Below are 18,519 nucleotides of genomic sequence, written 5' to 3' on the forward strand. Positions count from 1 at the left end.
CCCATCCTCAATTCACGGTTTTTAAAAGGGACTCTTCCAACCTTATAATATTCACTTTTTCAAAATGTGTCAATTGATGCTTGTGGCATGTAAGCAGAATCACTTGACGCTCTTTGGCCATTTCTTCAATAATACGACGAGTGGCTTTCATTCTCTGATCATCCCAATTTATAAAAACCTCATCCAGTACAAGGGGCAATTTGTCTGGTCCCTCATTCAAACTATCAATAACAGCCAATCTAAAAGCTAAGAAGAGCTGATGAATCGTCCCCTTGCTAAAGGCCCTCGAAATTGGATAAATATCTGAATCCATTAAAAATTGAAGTTCAAATTTACCTTCTTGTTCACTAATCAAGACTTCCTGATATTTTCCATTTGTAATGCGCCTCATATAATCGCTAACGCTTTGCAAAATATCTGGCTGATTTTCTCTTCTAAATTTCTCATCTGCAAATTTAACCACTTCATCCAAAACCATTAATTGATTTCGTTTTTCTATAAGCTCTTCAACCTCTTCCTGTAAAAGCAACAGCTGACTCTCAATTTCATCCATCTGAGTCTTTTCCTTTAGGATCGAAATGTCTTTTATCAAATTATTTTGTTCAATAGAAGCCTCCTGAATTTCACACACAAGTTCAGAAATCGTCTTATCTATTTCTTCTAAATACAGCGTACTAATCAATGTCTTCGACTCGAATTGCTCATAAGCTTTTACCAGTTTTTCAGAAAAAGTCAATTCCTCTTCAAATATTTTAATCCTTTTTATGAGTTCATTGTTATCGTGATAATTTTTAAAACCTTGCTCTAAATTGCCTTGACCCAAATTCAAAAAATTCATTTCGAGTTCAGATAGGCGATCATTTTTAGAACGCCTTTTAGTTGCTATAGATTCTAACTGCTTATTGAGTTCATTGAGTTCATGTCTTATGAGTTCTTGTTGTTTAGCTTTCTCCATCAATTTATCAAGTTTTAGGCTAATCATATGCACGGAAAGTTTAATATTTGGCACATGATCTAATACCACAAACGACAAAGCGTCTTTCAACTCTGCTTCAATTTGTCCCACTTCTTTTTTTAACGCCTTAATATGCAACTCAATTTGAGTGCGTTCAAAAATTAAAGCTAAAAGTTGTTCCAGCTTAGATACAAAACCAAGCGATACATCTTGCCAAACATATTCTGGCAAAGGCATGGGTTCAAACAAAGAAGTCAAGTACACTTTAATGTGCTCAAATTCATGGACTGTACCACTGACATTTCTATTGGTCATAAAACGATTCAATGTAAATCCCAACAGTGTCGTTCCCAAAAATCCAAGCATCCTTAGGCTTGGTAGAGCAAATGCGAATATCAACAGACCTACACCGATGACAATCAACAAATAATCCATTAATCGCTTTTTATCATGCGTTTGAAGAATCGGCCTTTTAGAAATCTCCATATACTTGTATAATTCTGTTTTAATTTCAAGCGGATTGAGCTTTATAAGCCGTGCTTCAAAGTTAAGTTCATAGGGTAAATCAAACATCATTTGGAACTGATAATGAATCAAATCGCTTTTTTTACTGAGCTCTGTGGTTAGAATTTGAAGTTGTCCTTCCAATTGTTCTAATTTTATGAGCTGACTTTTAGCGTAATGGACATGATCCCCATTTTCCAAGATTGCTAACGATTCCTCTGTGAGCACAATCTCAGACTTCTCCAACTGCTTTTTTTCATTTTCAAGTGCTAAAATTTCATCATCGAATTCAATGACATCTTTTTTTAACATGGTGCACAAATTATAAGCATTCTCATCAATGACTTTATACCATTCATAATTGATAAGTTGTGTCTTCAAAAATTGAATCTTTTCAATTTTTTCTTTGATGGGAATCAAACTTTGAACTGCCTTATACTCGCGTTCGATCTCTTTTTTTTGGAGTGTCGCACGCTGTATTTTATCCACATAATCTTCAATCTGTGTATTTAATTTTGAAATTTCATTATAGCGTGCATCAAGCTCAACGCGTTGTTTCATAAGCGCTCTAATTTCAGCCTGTTTTTGATTAATTAAAGGATTTCCTCTCTTATCTCTTCGCCAAATGCGGTTGATCTCACCCTCAAGTTCAGCTAAAATATCACTTGTTTTTCTAAGGTAATCCATCCCGTAATTAAAAATTAAATTTTCCTGAATGCTTTCCCACGTTTCATCTTCAAGATTTGAAAGATGATCTGAAGTAAAATGAAAAACAGATGCATATAAAGACTCACTAACGCCAGAAGTCATTTTAAGAGCATCATTTCTACTGGTTTCAATTAGATTTCTGGACAAGTTGGTGAGCGTCGTCTTTGGAGAACTCATAAGGCGCCTATTAATCAAATACGACTCAGCCTCAGTTTCAAACCAGACAGAAAAATCCAAATCATTGGTATCCCAATTGACATAGGGATGACGTTCCTTGGACTGTGGTGAAATACCATATAAAAGCGTTAATAAACTATTGAAAATGGTAGACTTTCCTGTCTCATTCTCGCCATAAATCAGATTTAAGCCTTCGTTTAAGCACACGACTTGATTTTTAAGTTTTCCATAGGCTTTATAATGTATTTTTTTTATAATCATATTTTGCCTCTTACAAAACAATCTATTAAATCCTCTTCAGTGACTTCCAAGATGCGCCTAATTTCAGCTATTTTTTCTGTGTAAGTCATCGTTGCCTTAAAAATTGGAAGTTCCAAAAGACGTTCTAACAATTCCTTGTTTTCATTTAAATGTTTTGAGATGCTAATCGCCTCAGACAAAACAGTCTTTTCATTTAACAGAAACTGTTTATCCACTAAAGTGCTCACTGAAAGTGGTTTTAAATCTACACTTAAAAGTCCAATTTTGCGTTTAATCACTGAGCTGAGATAATCCAAATTTTCAGTTTCTTTTAAACCATGTGCCAAAGATGTCCTGCCCTCAAGGTTTACTCTCAAGATCAAGCGATTAGAACTTCTATCAATATCCGAGATCTGTTCTGAAACAAATGTCAAAAGTGCGGTTTCAAGCTCGGATAAAGTTGTCAGTGCCTCTGTGAGTTCAAAATCAAATGCTTCCCACTGAATTTCATTAAAAACCTTTGGCGTTACTCTAATGTCATCATGCATAAGTTCAACGAGAAGCCCTCCCTTATCGCCGATTTCTTTATAATTAAGGCCTTGAAGATTGCCCGAATAAGCAATCCGATTAGACAGCAATTGCTGTATGTGAATATGTCCTAGAGCAAAGTAGTCGTATTTTAGGGATTCTATATCTTCAAGCGAAGCTGCCATATATTGTTCTTTTAACCCCACAGAAAAAGCAGATGGCACACTGGAATGACCTATTCCCAGCCATATGTGATCATTGATTTTCCGTGGAAATTGTTTAATCAAATTGCGTTTTTCGTTTTTAGATTTATGACCGCATCCAACGACTTCAAGAATATCCCCTGATGGCATTGTCAACTGAAGATGCTTAGGTTCATCACTATCAAAATAGTGAAAAAAAGGTTCTTCATCGAATTTTTTCAAGAAAAGGGTTGTATTCATGGGATCGTGATTCCCAGTTGCATAGAACAAATGTTTTTCCGCATAAAATAACTTTTCAAACAAAGCTAAAATGGTTTGCTCAAGTTTGAAGGGTATTTTATCATTGTCTAGAAAATCGCCCGCCAAAATAAGACCATCCAGATCTTCTTCAATGACATACCCAATGGCCCTTTCAAAAGATTTTACAAGACCTTCTTTAAGTTGCTCTCTGACAACATTTTCCTTGCTCGCAAATCCTGTATTTAAATGTATATCCGCAATATGAAGCAATCGAATCATTTTAGATCACTCACTTTCTTTCTATACTAAGATTATAATTCAATTCCTGCGAACAAGCCATAAGATTTAGCCTTCTTAAGAATATTTAGTGCTTTTTTATCATTTTTGCACTACATCTTGAGTATTTCTTCTTTTTTTATTGAAATGTTGTTGTTGTATGCCCCCATTATATTATATAATAAACTTGAGTTTACAATATTGGAGGCAAACCCATGAATCTATCGAATTTTAGAGTAGAAAAATTGATTCAAGAGGATTCATTCCAGCGATTTTCCACAGGCTATCTAGACGATGAGTCTGCTGAAATAAATCTTATCTCTATCAAAAATCCTGCAAGCATTTTAACCACTACGCGCTTATTAATTGCAGATCATTTATATAATGTGATCCATGTTTTTGAAGATCAAAACGAGCTCCACATCGTATTAAAGCAACCGCCGGGCATTCCGCTAGAATCGTATCTCTCTGAGCCAGAAGCATTGTATGATCATCGTATTTATCTTGGCCTTAGCTTACTCAAATCACTCAATAAATACGATACATTTTCAAATTCTATTAAATACCAGCTCCTTCAGGATAATCAACTTTTGATTCATGATGGGGTCATCTGTTTCAGAGAATTAATTGATTATACCACCATTACACATCACAGTTTTAAAGATGTCATCTTCAGAAGTGCTCGATTATTGGAGAGACTCGTCAAGCCTGAAACGGAGATTCATCAACAATTTATAGATAATCTCTTAATTGGAAATCATCATTATTACTCTATATCAGATCTATTGCAAGATTATAAGAATCTCTTTATCTATGAAAAATCTGAAACCCTTACTAAAATTGCTTATGAATACCATCTTGTTCTGTCGCAAAATGATCAAGGGCGTTCTCTCTCAAAGTCTTCTGAGACCACTTATGAAATACCTGAAATACAGACCGTATCTGATTTGAATTCGGACATAACGCCACCAAAAGCATCAGTTGATGTAAGCACCCCTTTTGATGTGCTCTCCGCCAAAGAAGATCCCTTTGCTGAAAGCGAACTTCTTAGAAGCGAACTTTCAAAATTGCTCTTTGCAGAAGAAATCATACTCACAACAGATACGCGAACACTTCATCCCATGGATGATATGGATGCTACTTTTGCTGAAATCAGACGTGCTCATAAGAGTACCTCACCTCAAGAAAGTCTAAAACAGACCTCTAAACTCCCTGTTTGGGATGATGAACAGACGAATATAGAAAGCGATACACTCTTAGAAAATATCTTTACTGAAGATGATTTGGAACCTAGAAATTGGAAAAAACTTATACTTCCAATTGCAGTAGCCTTAGCACTTTTATTGATGCTCTTTTTTGCCAATAAATTATTTTTTAGCAGTAATGCTGATCTGAAAGCAAGTTACAAAATTGACGTTTTAAAAGATAACCGCGTGGCCTTTGTCAATACCAGCTCAAACCTAAAAAATATGGATCTCTGTGAATGGACTGTTTATTATGATAATCAGCTCATAGAAACCTACGAATCAGAAAATTTCTATCCCGTCTTTGATACCGAAGGTAAATATGATGTTGTCCTTCGTGTTATGGATAAAGAAGGCAATTGGAGTAAAGCGTATAAAGAGGAATATGTATATTCATTGGATTCTGAAAGCAATTCAAACGCCAGTGGCAATTAAATATAATCAATGAGGTCAATTGAAAATGAAAAGTTTATCCGGTTTTATGAGAAAAACAATAGAAACCTATGGTTTAATCACTGAAGGGGATCGTGTGGCAGTGGGTTTATCCGGCGGGAAAGATAGTATGGCATTGCTGCTCCTTTTAAAAAGATACCAATGCTATAGTCCCTTTAAATTTCATTTGGAAGCACTCACAGTGGATATGGGATTCAACAATTTCGACTTAGAGGCCGCAAAATCCTTTTGCCTTAAAATAGAGGTGCCCTATACCATCATAAAGACGGATATTGCCAAGGTCGTCTTTGAAATTCGTGATGAAAAAAATCCCTGTGCACTTTGTGCAAATATGAGACGCGGCGCACTTGCTCAAGCTATGAATGAAAAAAATCTCAACCTTTTGGCATTGGGACACCATGCAGACGATGCGCTATCAACACTGTTTTTAAATATGCTCTATTCAGGAAAAATGAATACATTGGAATATAAATCTTATCTTTCGCGAACAAATATCCATGTGATCAGACCTTTTTTAGATGCATCTGAAGCACAAATTGTGGGCACTATCCACTCAGAGCACATTCCTGTATTAAAGAGTCCGTGCCCTATGGACAAGCACACTAAACGAGAAGATGTTGCTATAATGCTAAAAGATCTCTATAGAGAAGTACCTAACAGCCGTAAAAATCTTTTGACGGCTATGCGCAATGAAGATCAATGCAATTTATTTGTAACGCAAGCACTCATTAAGAAATAAGCTCAGTTTTGAACTGTCAATGACATTCACATTCACAGTTCTGCCTCATCCATAAAACAAAAAATAGAAGCTCTGTTAAAAACTTTTTTAAGAATAAAGCGACAATATGTACTCAATCGCCTCTATCCGTTTTTAACACAGCTCCCTTTTAAGATCTTTAAAATGCCCTTTTAAATGAGTTCCGCTAACGATTCGCCAATCTGAACAAGATCGACACCCTTCGTAAACGTCAGACAAGTTCCCGAAGGAAATCTCGTTTTTTCAACCCAATGCTCTGGAATGGCTTCCACACCATATTTAGCCCCTAAAATTGCACCCGCTACCGCACCAATGGTATCGGCATCTCTCGCAAAATTACCCGCCAAAATAACACCTGTTTTAAAATCTTTATGTGCCATCTTGAGACACGCAAATGCTGCTGGAATCGCTTCAGCCGTCGTTGCCCAAGTACTTGTTCTAAGTGCATCATGAAGTGGCATCCACGCATCAATAATCGAACCCTCTGCATTTTCCACAATCTCAAAAGCTGTATTCATCGCTGCATAAAGCCATGAATCTTTTGGAATAACCGCCATTGCCGCCGCTATAATCTCATCCATTGTACCATCGACCATCGCCACAGAAACCGCAGCTGCAACCGCTTGAGCACCCCAAATGCCGTCTGCATAATGGCTGATAGAAGCGTCAATTTCAGCCATTTCAGCGGCTTTTTTAGGATTCCCTGCGCAAATGACACCTACAGGTGCAATTCTCATAGCGGAACCATCACTCATATGGAATGTACTGTATTTACCCGACTCTGGAGGTCTTATTCCCCTTCTGAGGTTATTGGCAGCGGAGACTTCACTTGCCCCACCTCTTTTAAACTCATCTTGAACAACGACATCTTCAAACCATGCCTTAACCACATCCTCAGTGGTCAAATTGCCTTTGCAACCGATCAATGTCTTAGCTGTTAGTAGAGCAAATTCTGTATCATCAGTACTCCACGTTGCACCACTATTAAAATCAGTTGTAATGCCATAATTTTCTCTATTGCTTTGCATTCTAGAGGCATCTCCAAAAGAATCCCCAATGGCAAGACCACAAATACAACCAATTGCTTTGCTTTTCGCCAATGCTTTATTTTGTTTTATTTCAGTTATTGAAATCATATTTTATTCTCCTTAAAAAGTTTCCACTTCTAAATCGCCAAATCCACATCTGCCACACTCATAAAGTGCGTATCCTACCATGCCGTATTTCAATGCTTGATCTGCACAAATAAGCTTTTCCTTGCCATCGACTTTGAAGACAAGTTGATCCCCAATTGCACTAAATTCTAGCGTATACTGTTTTTCAAATTGCCACGCATAATCCATATAGGCAAGCACTTCTAATTCATGATTGTGTTTTAAAATAGCAATACCGTCTTTATAAAAGCCTGCATAATAGCCCTTTAACGCGCCTTGAACTCTTAAAGAAATGAAATGCATCTGACCTGTATGAGGTTTGACACTGCCTTTAACGCAAACATCTTGAGCATAATAGTTTCCCGTCATCGCCTCTGCATGATCCAGACACATGGCTTCCATGAGACCATCCTCTATCTGCCATGCGCCATGATTATGGGCAAACGGTGTAATGGATGCCAATTCTTCTGATTGCTTAGAGATGTCAATCGTATAATGCGCTTTACCTGAAACAGAAAATTCATCTATATAAAGACAACCAAAATCTTTGTTCTTTGCGGGTGAGTTCGCTTCAAATAACAGGCCGATCTCATCGAGCATTGCACCTCCTAAGTCTGGAATCACAAATTTTACTTCTTGCCATAATGCATCTTTTAAAACGATGCCGCCGAGCAAAATATCTACTTTGGTTTCAGTATTTCTAACATAAGGATTGATAATGACACTCTCGCCACCAAATTGTTTTAAACTCACCATCATAGAAACCGTTTGTCCTGTATATGCAGTTGGTGAAAATACAGGCATATATCTTTCATCATCAAAATCAGAACGTCTGTAAAAAGGTTTATAATAAATTTTAGAGCTTTGACCTCTCGACATTCTATCAAATAATATTTCTAACGAGCCTTTCCCTTTATAAGCAACCACGTCACTATGTCTTATACTGCAAAATGTTGGATTTGAAACTCTAAAATTATGAGTGGCACCACTGAGTTCAAAATCAAAGTAGATTTCGCCCTCTCTATAGCTCTCTAAAAGTGCTTCTGGTGCTTTTTCTCCTGACTGTTCATAGCCAATAAGTGCGATTTCCTTCACATATGTTGGTATGTCTAAAATATTCAAATAGCCCGAGATGCCCGATAATACCACAGCATCATTAATGGGTTTTCTATAGTGCATGCCCATTGGATCAAGGCCACCCGCAACACCTAAAATCGTGCCAACATTCCCTGCATTGCAGTCCGTATCCCAGCCACACATCGTGGCAATTTCCACAGTTCTATCAAATGTCTTACCATAGAGCATGGACAACACACACACGCCTGCATTTGGAATGATGTGACACACACCTGTGTATTTATCATAGCCCCAATTTTCTTGTAAGAATTTCAAACACAATCTAAAATTTTCTGGATGCACATTGTGAAATTGGATGACCGCATTGACCACCTGAGCATAAGTGGAATCTTCTGGGATTTGAGAAAGTCCTGCTTTTATAATCTCATGTACATCCGAAGTCACATAAGCTTTTGAAATACAAGCTGCAATAAAAGCTGCGCCATATATCCCATTGAAATCATGTGAAACACTGGCAGCGATACTGGCAAACTCAGCTGCTTTTTCAATTTGATTTGGGAAAACGAGACCCCATGTGTCAATAAAAATCTGTCCGCCAATTTGTTCTGACATAACGCGTCCATTTGTGCTTGCCGAGCCAGAAAGAGGTGCCTTAACGCCTCTCTTTAGGTTCAAATAAGCCGTATGTTCAGTACTGACGCCATAGCCACCCCACCAAAACATGCCCACATTTTCGCGTGTGTAATTAAGCCATGCATCTGCAACATCTTGGGGCGTTAATGCCCTTTTTTGATCACGATCTCTGAGAGCTCTTAAAAAGTAAACAGGACCGTTTACATCATCATCTGCCGCAAAATTTTTAAAAGGTTTAACATAGTCTACAATGTCACCATAAAAACGCTCAATTCTGTCACTTGTCCACGCTGTGGGTTCCACAGGTGCACCTAATCTTATACCAATATTCATACCTAAAAATCCCGCATAGGTTTTTTCAAGATAATTTTCAGGGATCATAATTCACCTCTTCGTTATGAAGCGCCTCTCTCTAAAAATTCAAAGAGAGGCACCCCATTTACCATAATCCATTTAGTGTAATAGTTCCATTTGAGGATGTTACTTGAGTTGTTCTTGTAAATAAACACCAATCTCATCGCCACCAGCAGCATTCCATTTTTCAACGAATTCGTCAAAGCTGTCAACGCTTTTTACACCGCGAATAATATCTGTAGAATACTCCGTGTATAATTTGTCCATACCATCTTTAAGCGGTAACAAGTCATTTGGCAACACGACATTGATGTCTCCGTAATAGTATTGATCTGCCGCTGTAAGAGAGTCAATTGCTGGTTTTGTTAAAACGTCACCTGCCACAACCGATGTGTCTAATCCATTCATTGTCGGCCAGAATTTTGCCCACCATTCAGGGAATTTATCGGTGAGTACATATTTACCGTTTGATTCAGTATAATGAACGTCTTTAAGGCCTAATTTATCTAATTTTCGACCTTCAGTACCCGCCATGAAGTCTAAAACCGCCCAAGCTGCATCTTTCACGGTAGAATCTGCATTAATGGCAAATCCACGCGATTCTTTTGTCACATCAATGGATTGATAGGCTTGAGAAATACCTTGAGCAGGTGGCAATACAATGAGTTCTGTTGAATCCCCATTGGTTTGGATCATCTTGTTGTTGTAAACGTTTACAACATCACCAGCAGTTCCTGCCACAAACGCAGCTTTGCCTTCATAAAAAGCCTGTTCCATTGTGTCCCACTGTTTTGTGACATATTCTTTGTCTAGCAAGCCCTCTTTATAAAGTTTTGCATAAAAAGCAAGTTTGTTTTTTTCAGATTCAGTTGCCTTAGCGTATACGAACTTGCCATCCACATTCATAATCGTACTTGTTATACCAAACGCATGATTGAAAACACTGTCCAGTTTTGCAATACCACCGTCCGTAGTCACAGGATATTCAGCAATCCCTTTATCCTTAATTTCTTTGAAAAGTGCATAATATTGATCTGATGTCGGATTTTCTAAAAGTGCTTTTCCACTTTCCAGTTGATTGAACCAATCACTTCTCATTACAGGAATTTGAACTCTTGCTGGTGCTAACCAAAGCAGATATGGATAATTCTTAACTTTTTCAATCTGATGCATTTCCATGATGCTTTTTACATTTTTTGAATTTTCAATATACGCCGTTAAATCCACAAGCATCTCTTCCTGTGCGATTGGCAAATCGCCCCCTTGAAAATAAATAATATCTGGCGTGATCTGTCCTGTTCTGAATGCAATCGGCACAACATCAGCGTATTTTCCAGCGGGTGCTTCGAGTACTTCAAGCTCGATATAATTGCCTTCAAGCGCCATGCCCTTTTCAATTTCCGCCACTAAACTTTGTACATTTTCTTCGGAAGGGACAACATCCTTACATAAGAACGTTACATGAATAGGTGCATCGACCGTGCCAATACCACTAACCTCGGGGGTCACTGCATTTGAATCTGGTGCATTTACAGTTGCAGGTTCTGCTGTAGGTTCTGTTGCCTTCTCATTACTTGATCCACAACCCACGAGTGCTGATGAGATCAAAACTAAAATCAAGAGCATACTAAACAATCTTTTCATCTTAAATCCTCCTTAAATCAAGTCATACTTTTGGATGCATCCGTTTTATTCCTTAACGCCTCCATCCATCGCATCTTTTGCATAATATTTCAAAACGATCGGATAGAGCAATAAAATGGGAATAATGGCTACAATTATTGTAGCGCCTTTTAATGCAGTGTAATCAATTCTTGCAAGATCATTATAGTTAAAGAGATTTTGTTGCCCCACGATAGAGGTTGTATCACCGAGCACAACAAATTGTCTCAGAACTACCTGGAATAAGGTATCGTTCGCTTTTATAAGGTAAATACTTGCTTTAAAGTATTCATTCCATCTCAAAACAGCATAAAACATGGTTATAGTTGCCATTCCTGCTTTTGAAAGCGGAAAAACAATGGAAAACATCATTCGTAAATGTCCTGCACCATCCAACGTTGCGGCCTCAAAAATGGACTCTGGAATTTCTTCAAAGTAACGCATCATAATGACTAAATAGTACACATTCACCGCCGAGACCAAGATCACTGACCATTTACTCCCCATAAGACCTAATTTAGTCACCACAAGATATTCTGGCACCAAACCAGGTTCAAAGAGCATCATAAATATTAAAAAGATCATAATTGCTTTTTTAAAAACCAAGTTGGGTCGTGTGAGTACATAGGCTGCCGAAGTCGTCAACAGGATATTGATCAAAGTCCCAACAACGGTCACAAAGACAGAATTCCAAAATGCCCTCATCAGCTTTGGATGATTGAGCACAATTTTATAATTGATCAAATCAAAATCTTTAGGCAATATCTCAAGCCCACCCATAGTTGCCGAAGCCTCAGGTCCAGATAAAGATCTCGCTAGAATATTGAGGAGTGGCACAATCATCGTAAGCGTGATAGCCCCCAAAACAACCATTAAAAAAATTTGACTAAGAGATAATTTTTTAAATCGCTTCAAGTTACCACACCCCTTTCCCCGTCACTTTTTTGGATATCAAATGTGTTCCAAGTACAAGAAATACCCCCACAACACCTTTAATTAAACTCACTGCCGTAGATAACGAGTACTGTGCATTCTGAATCCCCACTCTATAAATATAAGTATCCAAAATATCCACAACACTCAGAACTGCATCATTTGAGAAGTTAAGGACTTGATCGAATCCCGCATTTAGAAAGAATCCTAAATTCAAAATGAACATCGTCATGATTGGAGTGATTAAAGCGGGTAAAATAATATGCTTGATGATATTGATTCGATTTGCACCATCAATCTCAGCCGCTTCAAAAAGACTTGGTGAAATACCAATAATAGCGGTGTAATAAAATATAGAATCCCAACCAATGCTTCGCCAAGCCTCGGATAGCATCAAAATCCATCTAATTTTCGTTTTATCTGTCATGAAATCAATTGAGGGTAGATTGAAGATATTTAGAATTTGATTTACAGATCCATTTGTAACAGAAAGTGCTGCAATCCAAATGCCAGCTATGACCACCCACGACAGAAAATGGGGCATGTATGAAATCACTTGGACATATTTTCGAAAACCCGAAACTCTTAACTCATTAAGCAAAATTGCAAATAAAACAAAGAATGGAAACAGAATAATAAACTTCATAAAACTGATCATTAACGTGTTTTTCACGATGTCTGAAAATGCAGGCGACTTTACAATCATCGTAAAATATTTTAATCCCGCAAAAGTCCACGGACTTCTTGCCTTGTAATTGTAAAATGCCAAGCGCATCCCTAATATCGGCCATAATCTAAAAATGATAAAATAAGCTAAGGTAGGTGCCAAAATCAAATAGAGCATCCAATCTTTTTTGAGCTGTTTTTTCATTTGGAGGGTTATTAATTTTTGTTTTAACAATTTCATTTTCAACTCCTCTTATGGAATTAATAGGTCCATGAGTGGTGCATGCTGTTGGGCGCCATACACATCTCGATCCCCAACTGTACCAGAAGAAATTTTTCTGCTATAAGTGATTTTTATGCCAAGTGCTTTTTTGAAAAAAACAATATTTGTAATTTCTTCCTCTTCTAATTGGTAAAGTGCAGCAATCGCTTTTGAGGATATGACCCCACTACACGCCACGCGTTTATAGACCTCTACATCTTCAAATAAAATATCTAATGTGATTTCAAACGGACCACTATTTTTACTGCGCAAAACCTTTGCAAGTTCCACCAATTTCGTCATATCTAAGCACTCTCCTTATTGATGTATTCTATTGGAAATAATGCCTTGCTATCCTCTACATCCATAAGATGATACACTGAAAACTCGTAAACCGCTCCGAATTCAATATCACTTGGTGCAAATGGAAAGGCTAAATTACCTGCCGTGGATTTTCGACCTTCATATCCAAAATGCATAAAAGTAGATCTGACAGAACTGCAAATCATTGAAGCCAATTCCTGTGTTCTCGCCACAACTTCAAAGAGAATCCCCAATTCATGGCCTGCCGTATTGTGAGGTTCAAGAGGTCCCATGACACCATTTTTCCCATAATTATAAAAATTGATTTGGTAATGCGCCTTATCGACTTCACCATACTGTTCTGAAACACTTTCACAAACCCATTGCTCCACTTCATCAATCTTTGCGATGAGAATTGGATCTCTTACGCCAGCGATTACAATAGTTCGATAGGCTACTTTTCTAGCCCCTTCAAGCTTAATTCTATAAGGTGATGTGTGGGTTAATTTTGACCCATAAATCTTAACATGTCCTTCTCCAGACTCAATGAATTCACAAGATTCTAGATCCATCATAATACCTGGTCCATGAAGTAAAAAGGGATGATCCTTTTCATAAAACGTATGCGCGGCCACACTGACAGAGGTACATTTTCTCATGGGGTTTGTCGGATAAACTTCAAAATGATCTTTGTAAATAATACCCATCATACAATCTTTCGTCGTTCCGGGTTCGCTACTTAACGCACCACATTCCAGCACTTTTCCAAGATGGTAAGATAAAGCTTCATCAAATCCATAATAGACACCCACCGCTGCAAACGGGGATGGATCATATGCCCTACCACAAACGATGATATCTGCATTTTGTGATAACGCCTCAAGTATGGGCTCAATTCCCATTTGCGCAACCACATCATGCGTTTCATCCAAAATAGACTCTTTTAATTCAGGGACCGTTCTTCCTAAAGGGGACACCTGACCTAGCTTTATTTTTTCCTTTATTAAATCCTTGGGAATATCAGCCCAAACAACGGCTATTTTAGAAGGCTTTAATGACTTTTCTTCTAAAATCTCATCAATAATTTCCAAAGTCCAATTGACATGCACTTTGCCACCACTGCCACCTGCTGAACCAATAATAACGGGGATTTTATGCTCATAGCCTGCAACGAGCATATATTCAAGGTCTTTTTTGCAAGCTTGCCTACTGACGATAGCGGTGTTGGCGCCTAATTTATGAGGACCTGCATCCGTTGAGCCTGCATCAACCACAATAGCATCAGGACTGTCTGCCATGCCCTTCCAAAAAGACTCTTTAGGAAAACCATATCCCAGAATGCCACAAGGTGATAAAATTTTGATATGATCTTTCATGTTATTTTCCTTTCTCACCGATGACTGTTTTATCCACCATTTTCATATGATGTAAAACAGCATTTTTAGCGGCATCTTTATCTCGTTTTGAAATTGCCTGAGCAATTGCAAGATGTTCTTCTGCAATTTGATTTCTTCTCACTTGATCTCTATTGCTCTTCACAGCAATTTCAGAAATGAGATCATAGTAAGTATCAATAAAATTCATGAAGAAAATATTCTTTGATGCCTGCGCCAGTTTATAGTGAAAGTAGTGATCCATGTCATGTTGAACTTCTTCGTTATCAGCAACGCCAAGACCTTCAATAATATCTTCTATCTCTTCGTCACTGGCCCTTTCAATTACTTTCTCTACCATTTTGAGTTCAAGTGTTTCTCTAAAATCTAAGAGATCACTATAAGTGGTCTTCTTGAGAAGCTCATTCACAGAATCATTCATAAGCATACTTTGAATATCATCTTGAATGTATGTACCATCTTTAGGTTTACGTCTGATATAGCCTTGCGCCTGTAACTGAGTCAATGCCTCTCTTAAAATGCCACGACTAACACCAAATTGCTCTGCAAGCAAACCTTCATTTGGTAACTTATCTCCAGATTTCAGATGGCCTTCCCTCATCATCATGATCATTTGATTGACTATTTTATCCGAAAGTCTATCTGTTCTTATTGGTCTAATATCCATCTCTCACATTCCTTCCTTACTGTATTTTTAAGACAATATTAAAGCGTATACTCAGTCCGCTTCGCTACCTTCGTAACCCCTTTGCAATCCTATCGGATTGCATTCAGTGGGCGTTTGGACGCCCACTGAATTAGGAATATGTCCCCCACTTTGAGAAGTGGGGGGACATCTCCTCAAGGGTTATATTGTTCATTTGTCTTATCGTCTATTTGTTTAACAATTCAACAATATCTTAACATGGTTTTTACAATCATTCAACTTCTTTTTTTTGAAAACAGCAAAAAAATAAAAGCACCTCTCCATTTTTCATTCTTTAGAGAAGTGCTTTTAAATAGATTCTTCAATTGTCATTTCTGGCGGTCTCACCCTTTCTTTAAATAACCGTCTAGATTCATTTACAATCTAGAACTCACTATTGCTAATGTTTTAGCTCCAGCTTATTTGTGAATATAAAACGTCCTATAATGCGTTTCCTACTTTTGGCTTTAACGGTCTCTTCCTTCCTTTTTCAAAGCCACCTTTTAACACTCTAAAATCCTTGTGATTTTATACATTGGCTTGATGGTAAGAGGTTAACGTAAGTCTACGTTTTCCATTAAACCCATATCTTCTAATCTTAAAAAGATACTTAAAACTAAAACTTCACATTATCTTCCTGGCGGTCTCACCCTCTCCTCTGAAAACGTTTGATTGACTCACTAACAACAGTTTTTGTCGCTAACAAAATCTAGTTTTGTTACCCTTATTATATCACATTGTACAGAAAAGAAAACATCTTTTTTTAATTTTTTTTAATATTTTCTTCAATTAACGCAATGACTGTGTTTACATAACTTGAAACTTTGTGAGTGATATCAAAAGCACTTTTGATATCACCCGGATCATTTGCGAGCGCCATAATTGAAAATCCCGCTGGCAATCTAAACCCTTTATTGATATTGAGTGCGCCTATCAATTGTCTCGCCACAGAATCACTCCCAGAATTTCCAGAGACAATAACACTCAGTAGATATTTATCCTGAAATCCCATATTTCTATAAAGAGCTGTCAACCTATTAATCACCGCCATTAACTTAGCAGAAATGGCATCGTTGTAATTGGGACAAATCCACACCACAATATCTGCTTTTTCAAGCTTAGGATATAGATCTTCTACGACAAACCCACCATAAAAACAGCTTTTTTCACGTGCATAGTACATACAAGTTTCAAAACTGCAACCATAGCAGTCTGAAATTTTACCCTCTTCCACATGAAGCGTGTCAATACTCAATACGGACTCAGCCTTTTTTTGATTATACAATTCTAATTCATTTGCAATATTGTCCCATAGCATTAAGGTGTTTGAAATTTCTTTATAACCTGCATGCAAAACTAAGACATGAAGTTTATCCTTGTTGAGCGGTTGATAGCTATGAAGCCGTTTCACTAATTGATCAATTTGCTCAAAACAGATCCTTTCAAGCGGCTTTGGATCAATCTTCTGCCAAGTTCTAAAGTTTTGATAACCTTCTGTTATTTCCACAAGGGGATGTCCAATGAACGTGCCACCCAAGTTGTTAATATGATAAATACATTTTTTTGCAAATGTTTTAGTGAAGTGCTCACTATGTGATTTCACAATCAAGGCCACTATTTTGTCCTTAAAAAAAGTGGCATCACCTTTTATCCTTTTTTTCATTTCAGTTCTCAGCATCTGATCCAGTGCTTCATTTTCGCCGATATCATCGAGTTCAATAATCAGTAAACATTTGTGGTTATCCCGTTCATTTTTTAGGCTTACTAAACCTTCACAAAATGTCACAATGGGCTTCATCCTTTTAGAGTAGCTTAAGATTTCAATTCCTGCCATAACGATTCCAACCTTTCATAGGACGCCATAATGCGTTTTCCCAATGGATCATCTAATGTATTCTGTTCGTACTCAATACCTGCAATCGTCTGCCTGTTCAAGGCACCAAAGAAAGTTGTTCCCATACAAGTTGCACTATAATGCCAATTGCCTGATATTGCATCCAATATCGATTTTGCGCCTGATGATATTGCAGGTGCAATATAAGGTTTAAAACCTTCTTCACGTACATCAATATTGGCGTGAATGACGCTCTCTGTGAGTCTAAGAGAAGCTTCATGATCGTATTTTGTAATATGATTTACGCAAATTAAATCTTTGCCATGCGGTCCGAACACGCGCCCATTAGTCGCATATTCAATCCCCAGTTTCTTAGCATAATAAAAACTTCTGCCATGCATAACGCCTAATCCGAACCCTCTGATGCGCTCAACAGACATCCCAAGACCATCGTATTCCCCTTTTTCATTTGTATTAGAGGATTCAAATACACGACGACAAAGCAAATCCACAGGGTCTGAAACCACACAAAAGAGACCTTTAAAGCCTAAACTTCTAGCCATCTTCGCATAGATTTCAATAATTTTAGAATTTTCTTCAAATTGAATCATACGAACGTCCGCTACGATCTCGCCAACCTTGGGCACATATTTTGAGGCACAAAACACAAATACATCGCAGTGAAAAAGATCATCAATATTTAAGGCTTCCACTTTAATCTCAGGATTTACAATAATTTGGTTAAGCTCCATCTCATAACGTCTGCGTTGATGTGCGTTAATATCGTAAACGCCTAGCGTATGAATCAGTTCACCACCTAACAGTTTCAACCCAATTGCAAGTGTGCTGCCTACATCGCCAAGACCCAAAAGGTGTATTCTCTTCTTTCCAGTATCGAGTGCGGTTACCTCAGCAATAAAGCCTTTGAAACCTATAATAATCTGGTCTACCTCTTTTGTGCTCAATTGTTCAATCCAAGTGTTTATATTGAGGCCACTTAAGAGTTCACGATCCGAGAGAATGCGTAATTCCTCTGAGATTTGATTTTTTTGTGGACACATAAGCCATTCCACAGACTCGTATGCTTCCAATGATGTAAAAGAGGGGGTTATTTTAAAATACTGTTTGCCTTTATAGTGCGGCTTATTAAACACTAAAAATGTGCGCTTAAAGTGATTCAAGCTTTCTATTTTAAATCCATTCAAAATCATAATGGGGTCATCTGAAACCAGTTGCTGTTCATCAATTTTATAATAATACATATCTCACTCCTAATT

General features: G+C 37.6%; 14 protein-coding genes. 2 read left to right on the forward strand and 12 right to left on the reverse strand.

What is annotated here, in order from left to right; all coding sequences use genetic code 11:
- Positions 1-7: 7 nt before the first annotated feature.
- Both F3D3_RS08710 and F3D3_RS08715 read right to left on the reverse strand, forming a co-directional pair.
- On the reverse strand, positions 8-2,605 hold the full coding sequence (locus F3D3_RS08710) for an AAA family ATPase (RefSeq protein ID WP_069873071.1): 2,598 nt from the start codon (positions 2,603-2,605) through the stop codon (positions 8-10).
- The gene (locus F3D3_RS08715; RefSeq protein ID WP_069873073.1) at positions 2,602-3,834 is read right to left on the reverse strand and encodes a metallophosphoesterase; all 1,233 of its coding nucleotides are present in this window, start codon (positions 3,832-3,834) and stop codon (positions 2,602-2,604) included. Before F3D3_RS08715 ends, F3D3_RS08710 begins: the two co-directional genes overlap by 4 nt.
- 212 nt (positions 3,835-4,046) lie before the next feature.
- Between F3D3_RS08715 and F3D3_RS08720 the strand changes: the two genes are divergently transcribed.
- Complete coding sequence (locus F3D3_RS08720; RefSeq protein WP_069873075.1) at positions 4,047-5,510, forward strand: hypothetical protein; 1,464 nt, start codon at positions 4,047-4,049, stop codon at positions 5,508-5,510.
- A 46-nt stretch (positions 5,511-5,556) separates the two neighbouring features.
- Entirely contained in the window at positions 5,557-6,267 is a 711-nt protein-coding gene (locus tag F3D3_RS08725) for a tRNA 2-thiocytidine biosynthesis TtcA family protein (protein WP_242877114.1), read from the forward strand.
- 170 nt (positions 6,268-6,437) lie between these two features.
- Here F3D3_RS08725 and F3D3_RS08730 read toward each other — a convergent pair whose 3' ends face one another.
- From F3D3_RS08730 to F3D3_RS08775, 10 genes are all read right to left on the reverse strand, one after another.
- On the reverse strand, positions 6,438-7,421 hold the full coding sequence (locus tag F3D3_RS08730) for an ADP-ribosylglycohydrolase family protein (RefSeq protein ID WP_069873079.1): 984 nt from the start codon (positions 7,419-7,421) through the stop codon (positions 6,438-6,440).
- Between the two features lie 12 nt (positions 7,422-7,433).
- A complete protein-coding gene (locus F3D3_RS08735; protein WP_175438329.1) occupies positions 7,434-9,530 on the reverse strand; it encodes an ADP-ribosylglycohydrolase family protein in 2,097 nt (698 codons plus the stop codon).
- A gap of 99 nt (positions 9,531-9,629) precedes the next feature.
- The gene (locus F3D3_RS08740; RefSeq protein WP_069873080.1) at positions 9,630-11,147 is read right to left on the reverse strand and encodes an extracellular solute-binding protein; all 1,518 of its coding nucleotides are present in this window, start codon (positions 11,145-11,147) and stop codon (positions 9,630-9,632) included.
- A 45-nt stretch (positions 11,148-11,192) separates the two neighbouring features.
- Positions 11,193-12,080: a carbohydrate ABC transporter permease gene (locus F3D3_RS08745; protein ID WP_242877115.1), complete on the reverse strand. Its 888-nt coding sequence runs from the start codon at positions 12,078-12,080 to the stop codon at positions 11,193-11,195.
- Position 12,081: 1 nt separating this feature from the next.
- Positions 12,082-13,005 carry a sugar ABC transporter permease gene (locus tag F3D3_RS08750; protein ID WP_207645360.1) on the reverse strand — a complete coding sequence of 308 codons (924 nt, stop codon included), beginning with the start codon at positions 13,003-13,005 and terminating at the stop codon, positions 12,082-12,084.
- Between the two features lie 12 nt (positions 13,006-13,017).
- The gene (locus F3D3_RS08755; RefSeq protein WP_069873084.1) at positions 13,018-13,329 is read right to left on the reverse strand and encodes a DUF4387 domain-containing protein; all 312 of its coding nucleotides are present in this window, start codon (positions 13,327-13,329) and stop codon (positions 13,018-13,020) included.
- 2 nt (positions 13,330-13,331) lie between these two features.
- Positions 13,332-14,705, reverse strand: coding sequence for an acyclic terpene utilization AtuA family protein (locus F3D3_RS08760; RefSeq protein ID WP_069873086.1), 1,374 nt, complete (start codon positions 14,703-14,705; stop codon positions 13,332-13,334).
- 1 nt (position 14,706) lies between these two features.
- On the reverse strand, positions 14,707-15,390 hold the full coding sequence (locus F3D3_RS08765; protein ID WP_069873088.1) for a FadR/GntR family transcriptional regulator: 684 nt from the start codon (positions 15,388-15,390) through the stop codon (positions 14,707-14,709).
- Between the two features lie 781 nt (positions 15,391-16,171).
- Positions 16,172-17,242 (reverse strand): flavodoxin family protein, encoded by a 1,071-nt coding sequence (locus F3D3_RS08770; protein ID WP_139132055.1) that lies wholly within the window; start codon positions 17,240-17,242, stop codon positions 16,172-16,174.
- On the reverse strand, positions 17,221-18,504 hold the full coding sequence (locus F3D3_RS08775) for a hypothetical protein (protein WP_069873089.1): 1,284 nt from the start codon (positions 18,502-18,504) through the stop codon (positions 17,221-17,223). Before F3D3_RS08775 ends, F3D3_RS08770 begins: the two co-directional genes overlap by 22 nt.
- Positions 18,505-18,519: the final 15 nt, after the last annotated feature.

Source organism: Fusibacter sp. 3D3 (assembly GCF_001748365.1).
Taxonomy (GTDB): Bacteria; Bacillota; Clostridia; order Peptostreptococcales; family Acidaminobacteraceae; genus Fusibacter_A.

Bases quoted from the DNA above. Each gene is read 5' to 3' on its own strand.
- F3D3_RS08735 (WP_175438329.1), bottom strand. From the start codon at position 9,530: ATGATCCCTGAAAATTATCTTGAAAAAACCTATGCGGGATTTTTAGGT.
- F3D3_RS08760 (WP_069873086.1), bottom strand. From the start codon at position 14,705: ATGAAAGATCATATCAAAATTTTATCACCTTGTGGCATTCTGGGATAT.
- F3D3_RS08750 (WP_207645360.1), bottom strand. From the start codon at position 13,005: ATGAAATTGTTAAAACAAAAATTAATAACCCTCCAAATGAAAAAACAG.
- F3D3_RS08715 (WP_069873073.1), bottom strand. From the start codon at position 3,834: ATGATTCGATTGCTTCATATTGCGGATATACATTTAAATACAGGATTT.
- F3D3_RS08740 (WP_069873080.1), bottom strand. From the start codon at position 11,147: ATGAAAAGATTGTTTAGTATGCTCTTGATTTTAGTTTTGATCTCATCA.
- F3D3_RS08770 (WP_139132055.1), bottom strand. From the start codon at position 17,242: ATGGCAGGAATTGAAATCTTAAGCTACTCTAAAAGGATGAAGCCCATT.
- F3D3_RS08755 (WP_069873084.1), bottom strand. From the start codon at position 13,329: ATGACGAAATTGGTGGAACTTGCAAAGGTTTTGCGCAGTAAAAATAGT.
- F3D3_RS08720 (WP_069873075.1), top strand. From the start codon at position 4,047: ATGAATCTATCGAATTTTAGAGTAGAAAAATTGATTCAAGAGGATTCA.
- F3D3_RS08725 (WP_242877114.1), top strand. From the start codon at position 5,557: ATGAGAAAAACAATAGAAACCTATGGTTTAATCACTGAAGGGGATCGT.
- F3D3_RS08710 (WP_069873071.1), bottom strand. From the start codon at position 2,605: ATGATTATAAAAAAAATACATTATAAAGCCTATGGAAAACTTAAAAAT.
- F3D3_RS08730 (WP_069873079.1), bottom strand. From the start codon at position 7,421: ATGATTTCAATAACTGAAATAAAACAAAATAAAGCATTGGCGAAAAGC.
- F3D3_RS08775 (WP_069873089.1), bottom strand. From the start codon at position 18,504: ATGTATTATTATAAAATTGATGAACAGCAACTGGTTTCAGATGACCCC.
- F3D3_RS08765 (WP_069873088.1), bottom strand. From the start codon at position 15,390: ATGGATATTAGACCAATAAGAACAGATAGACTTTCGGATAAAATAGTC.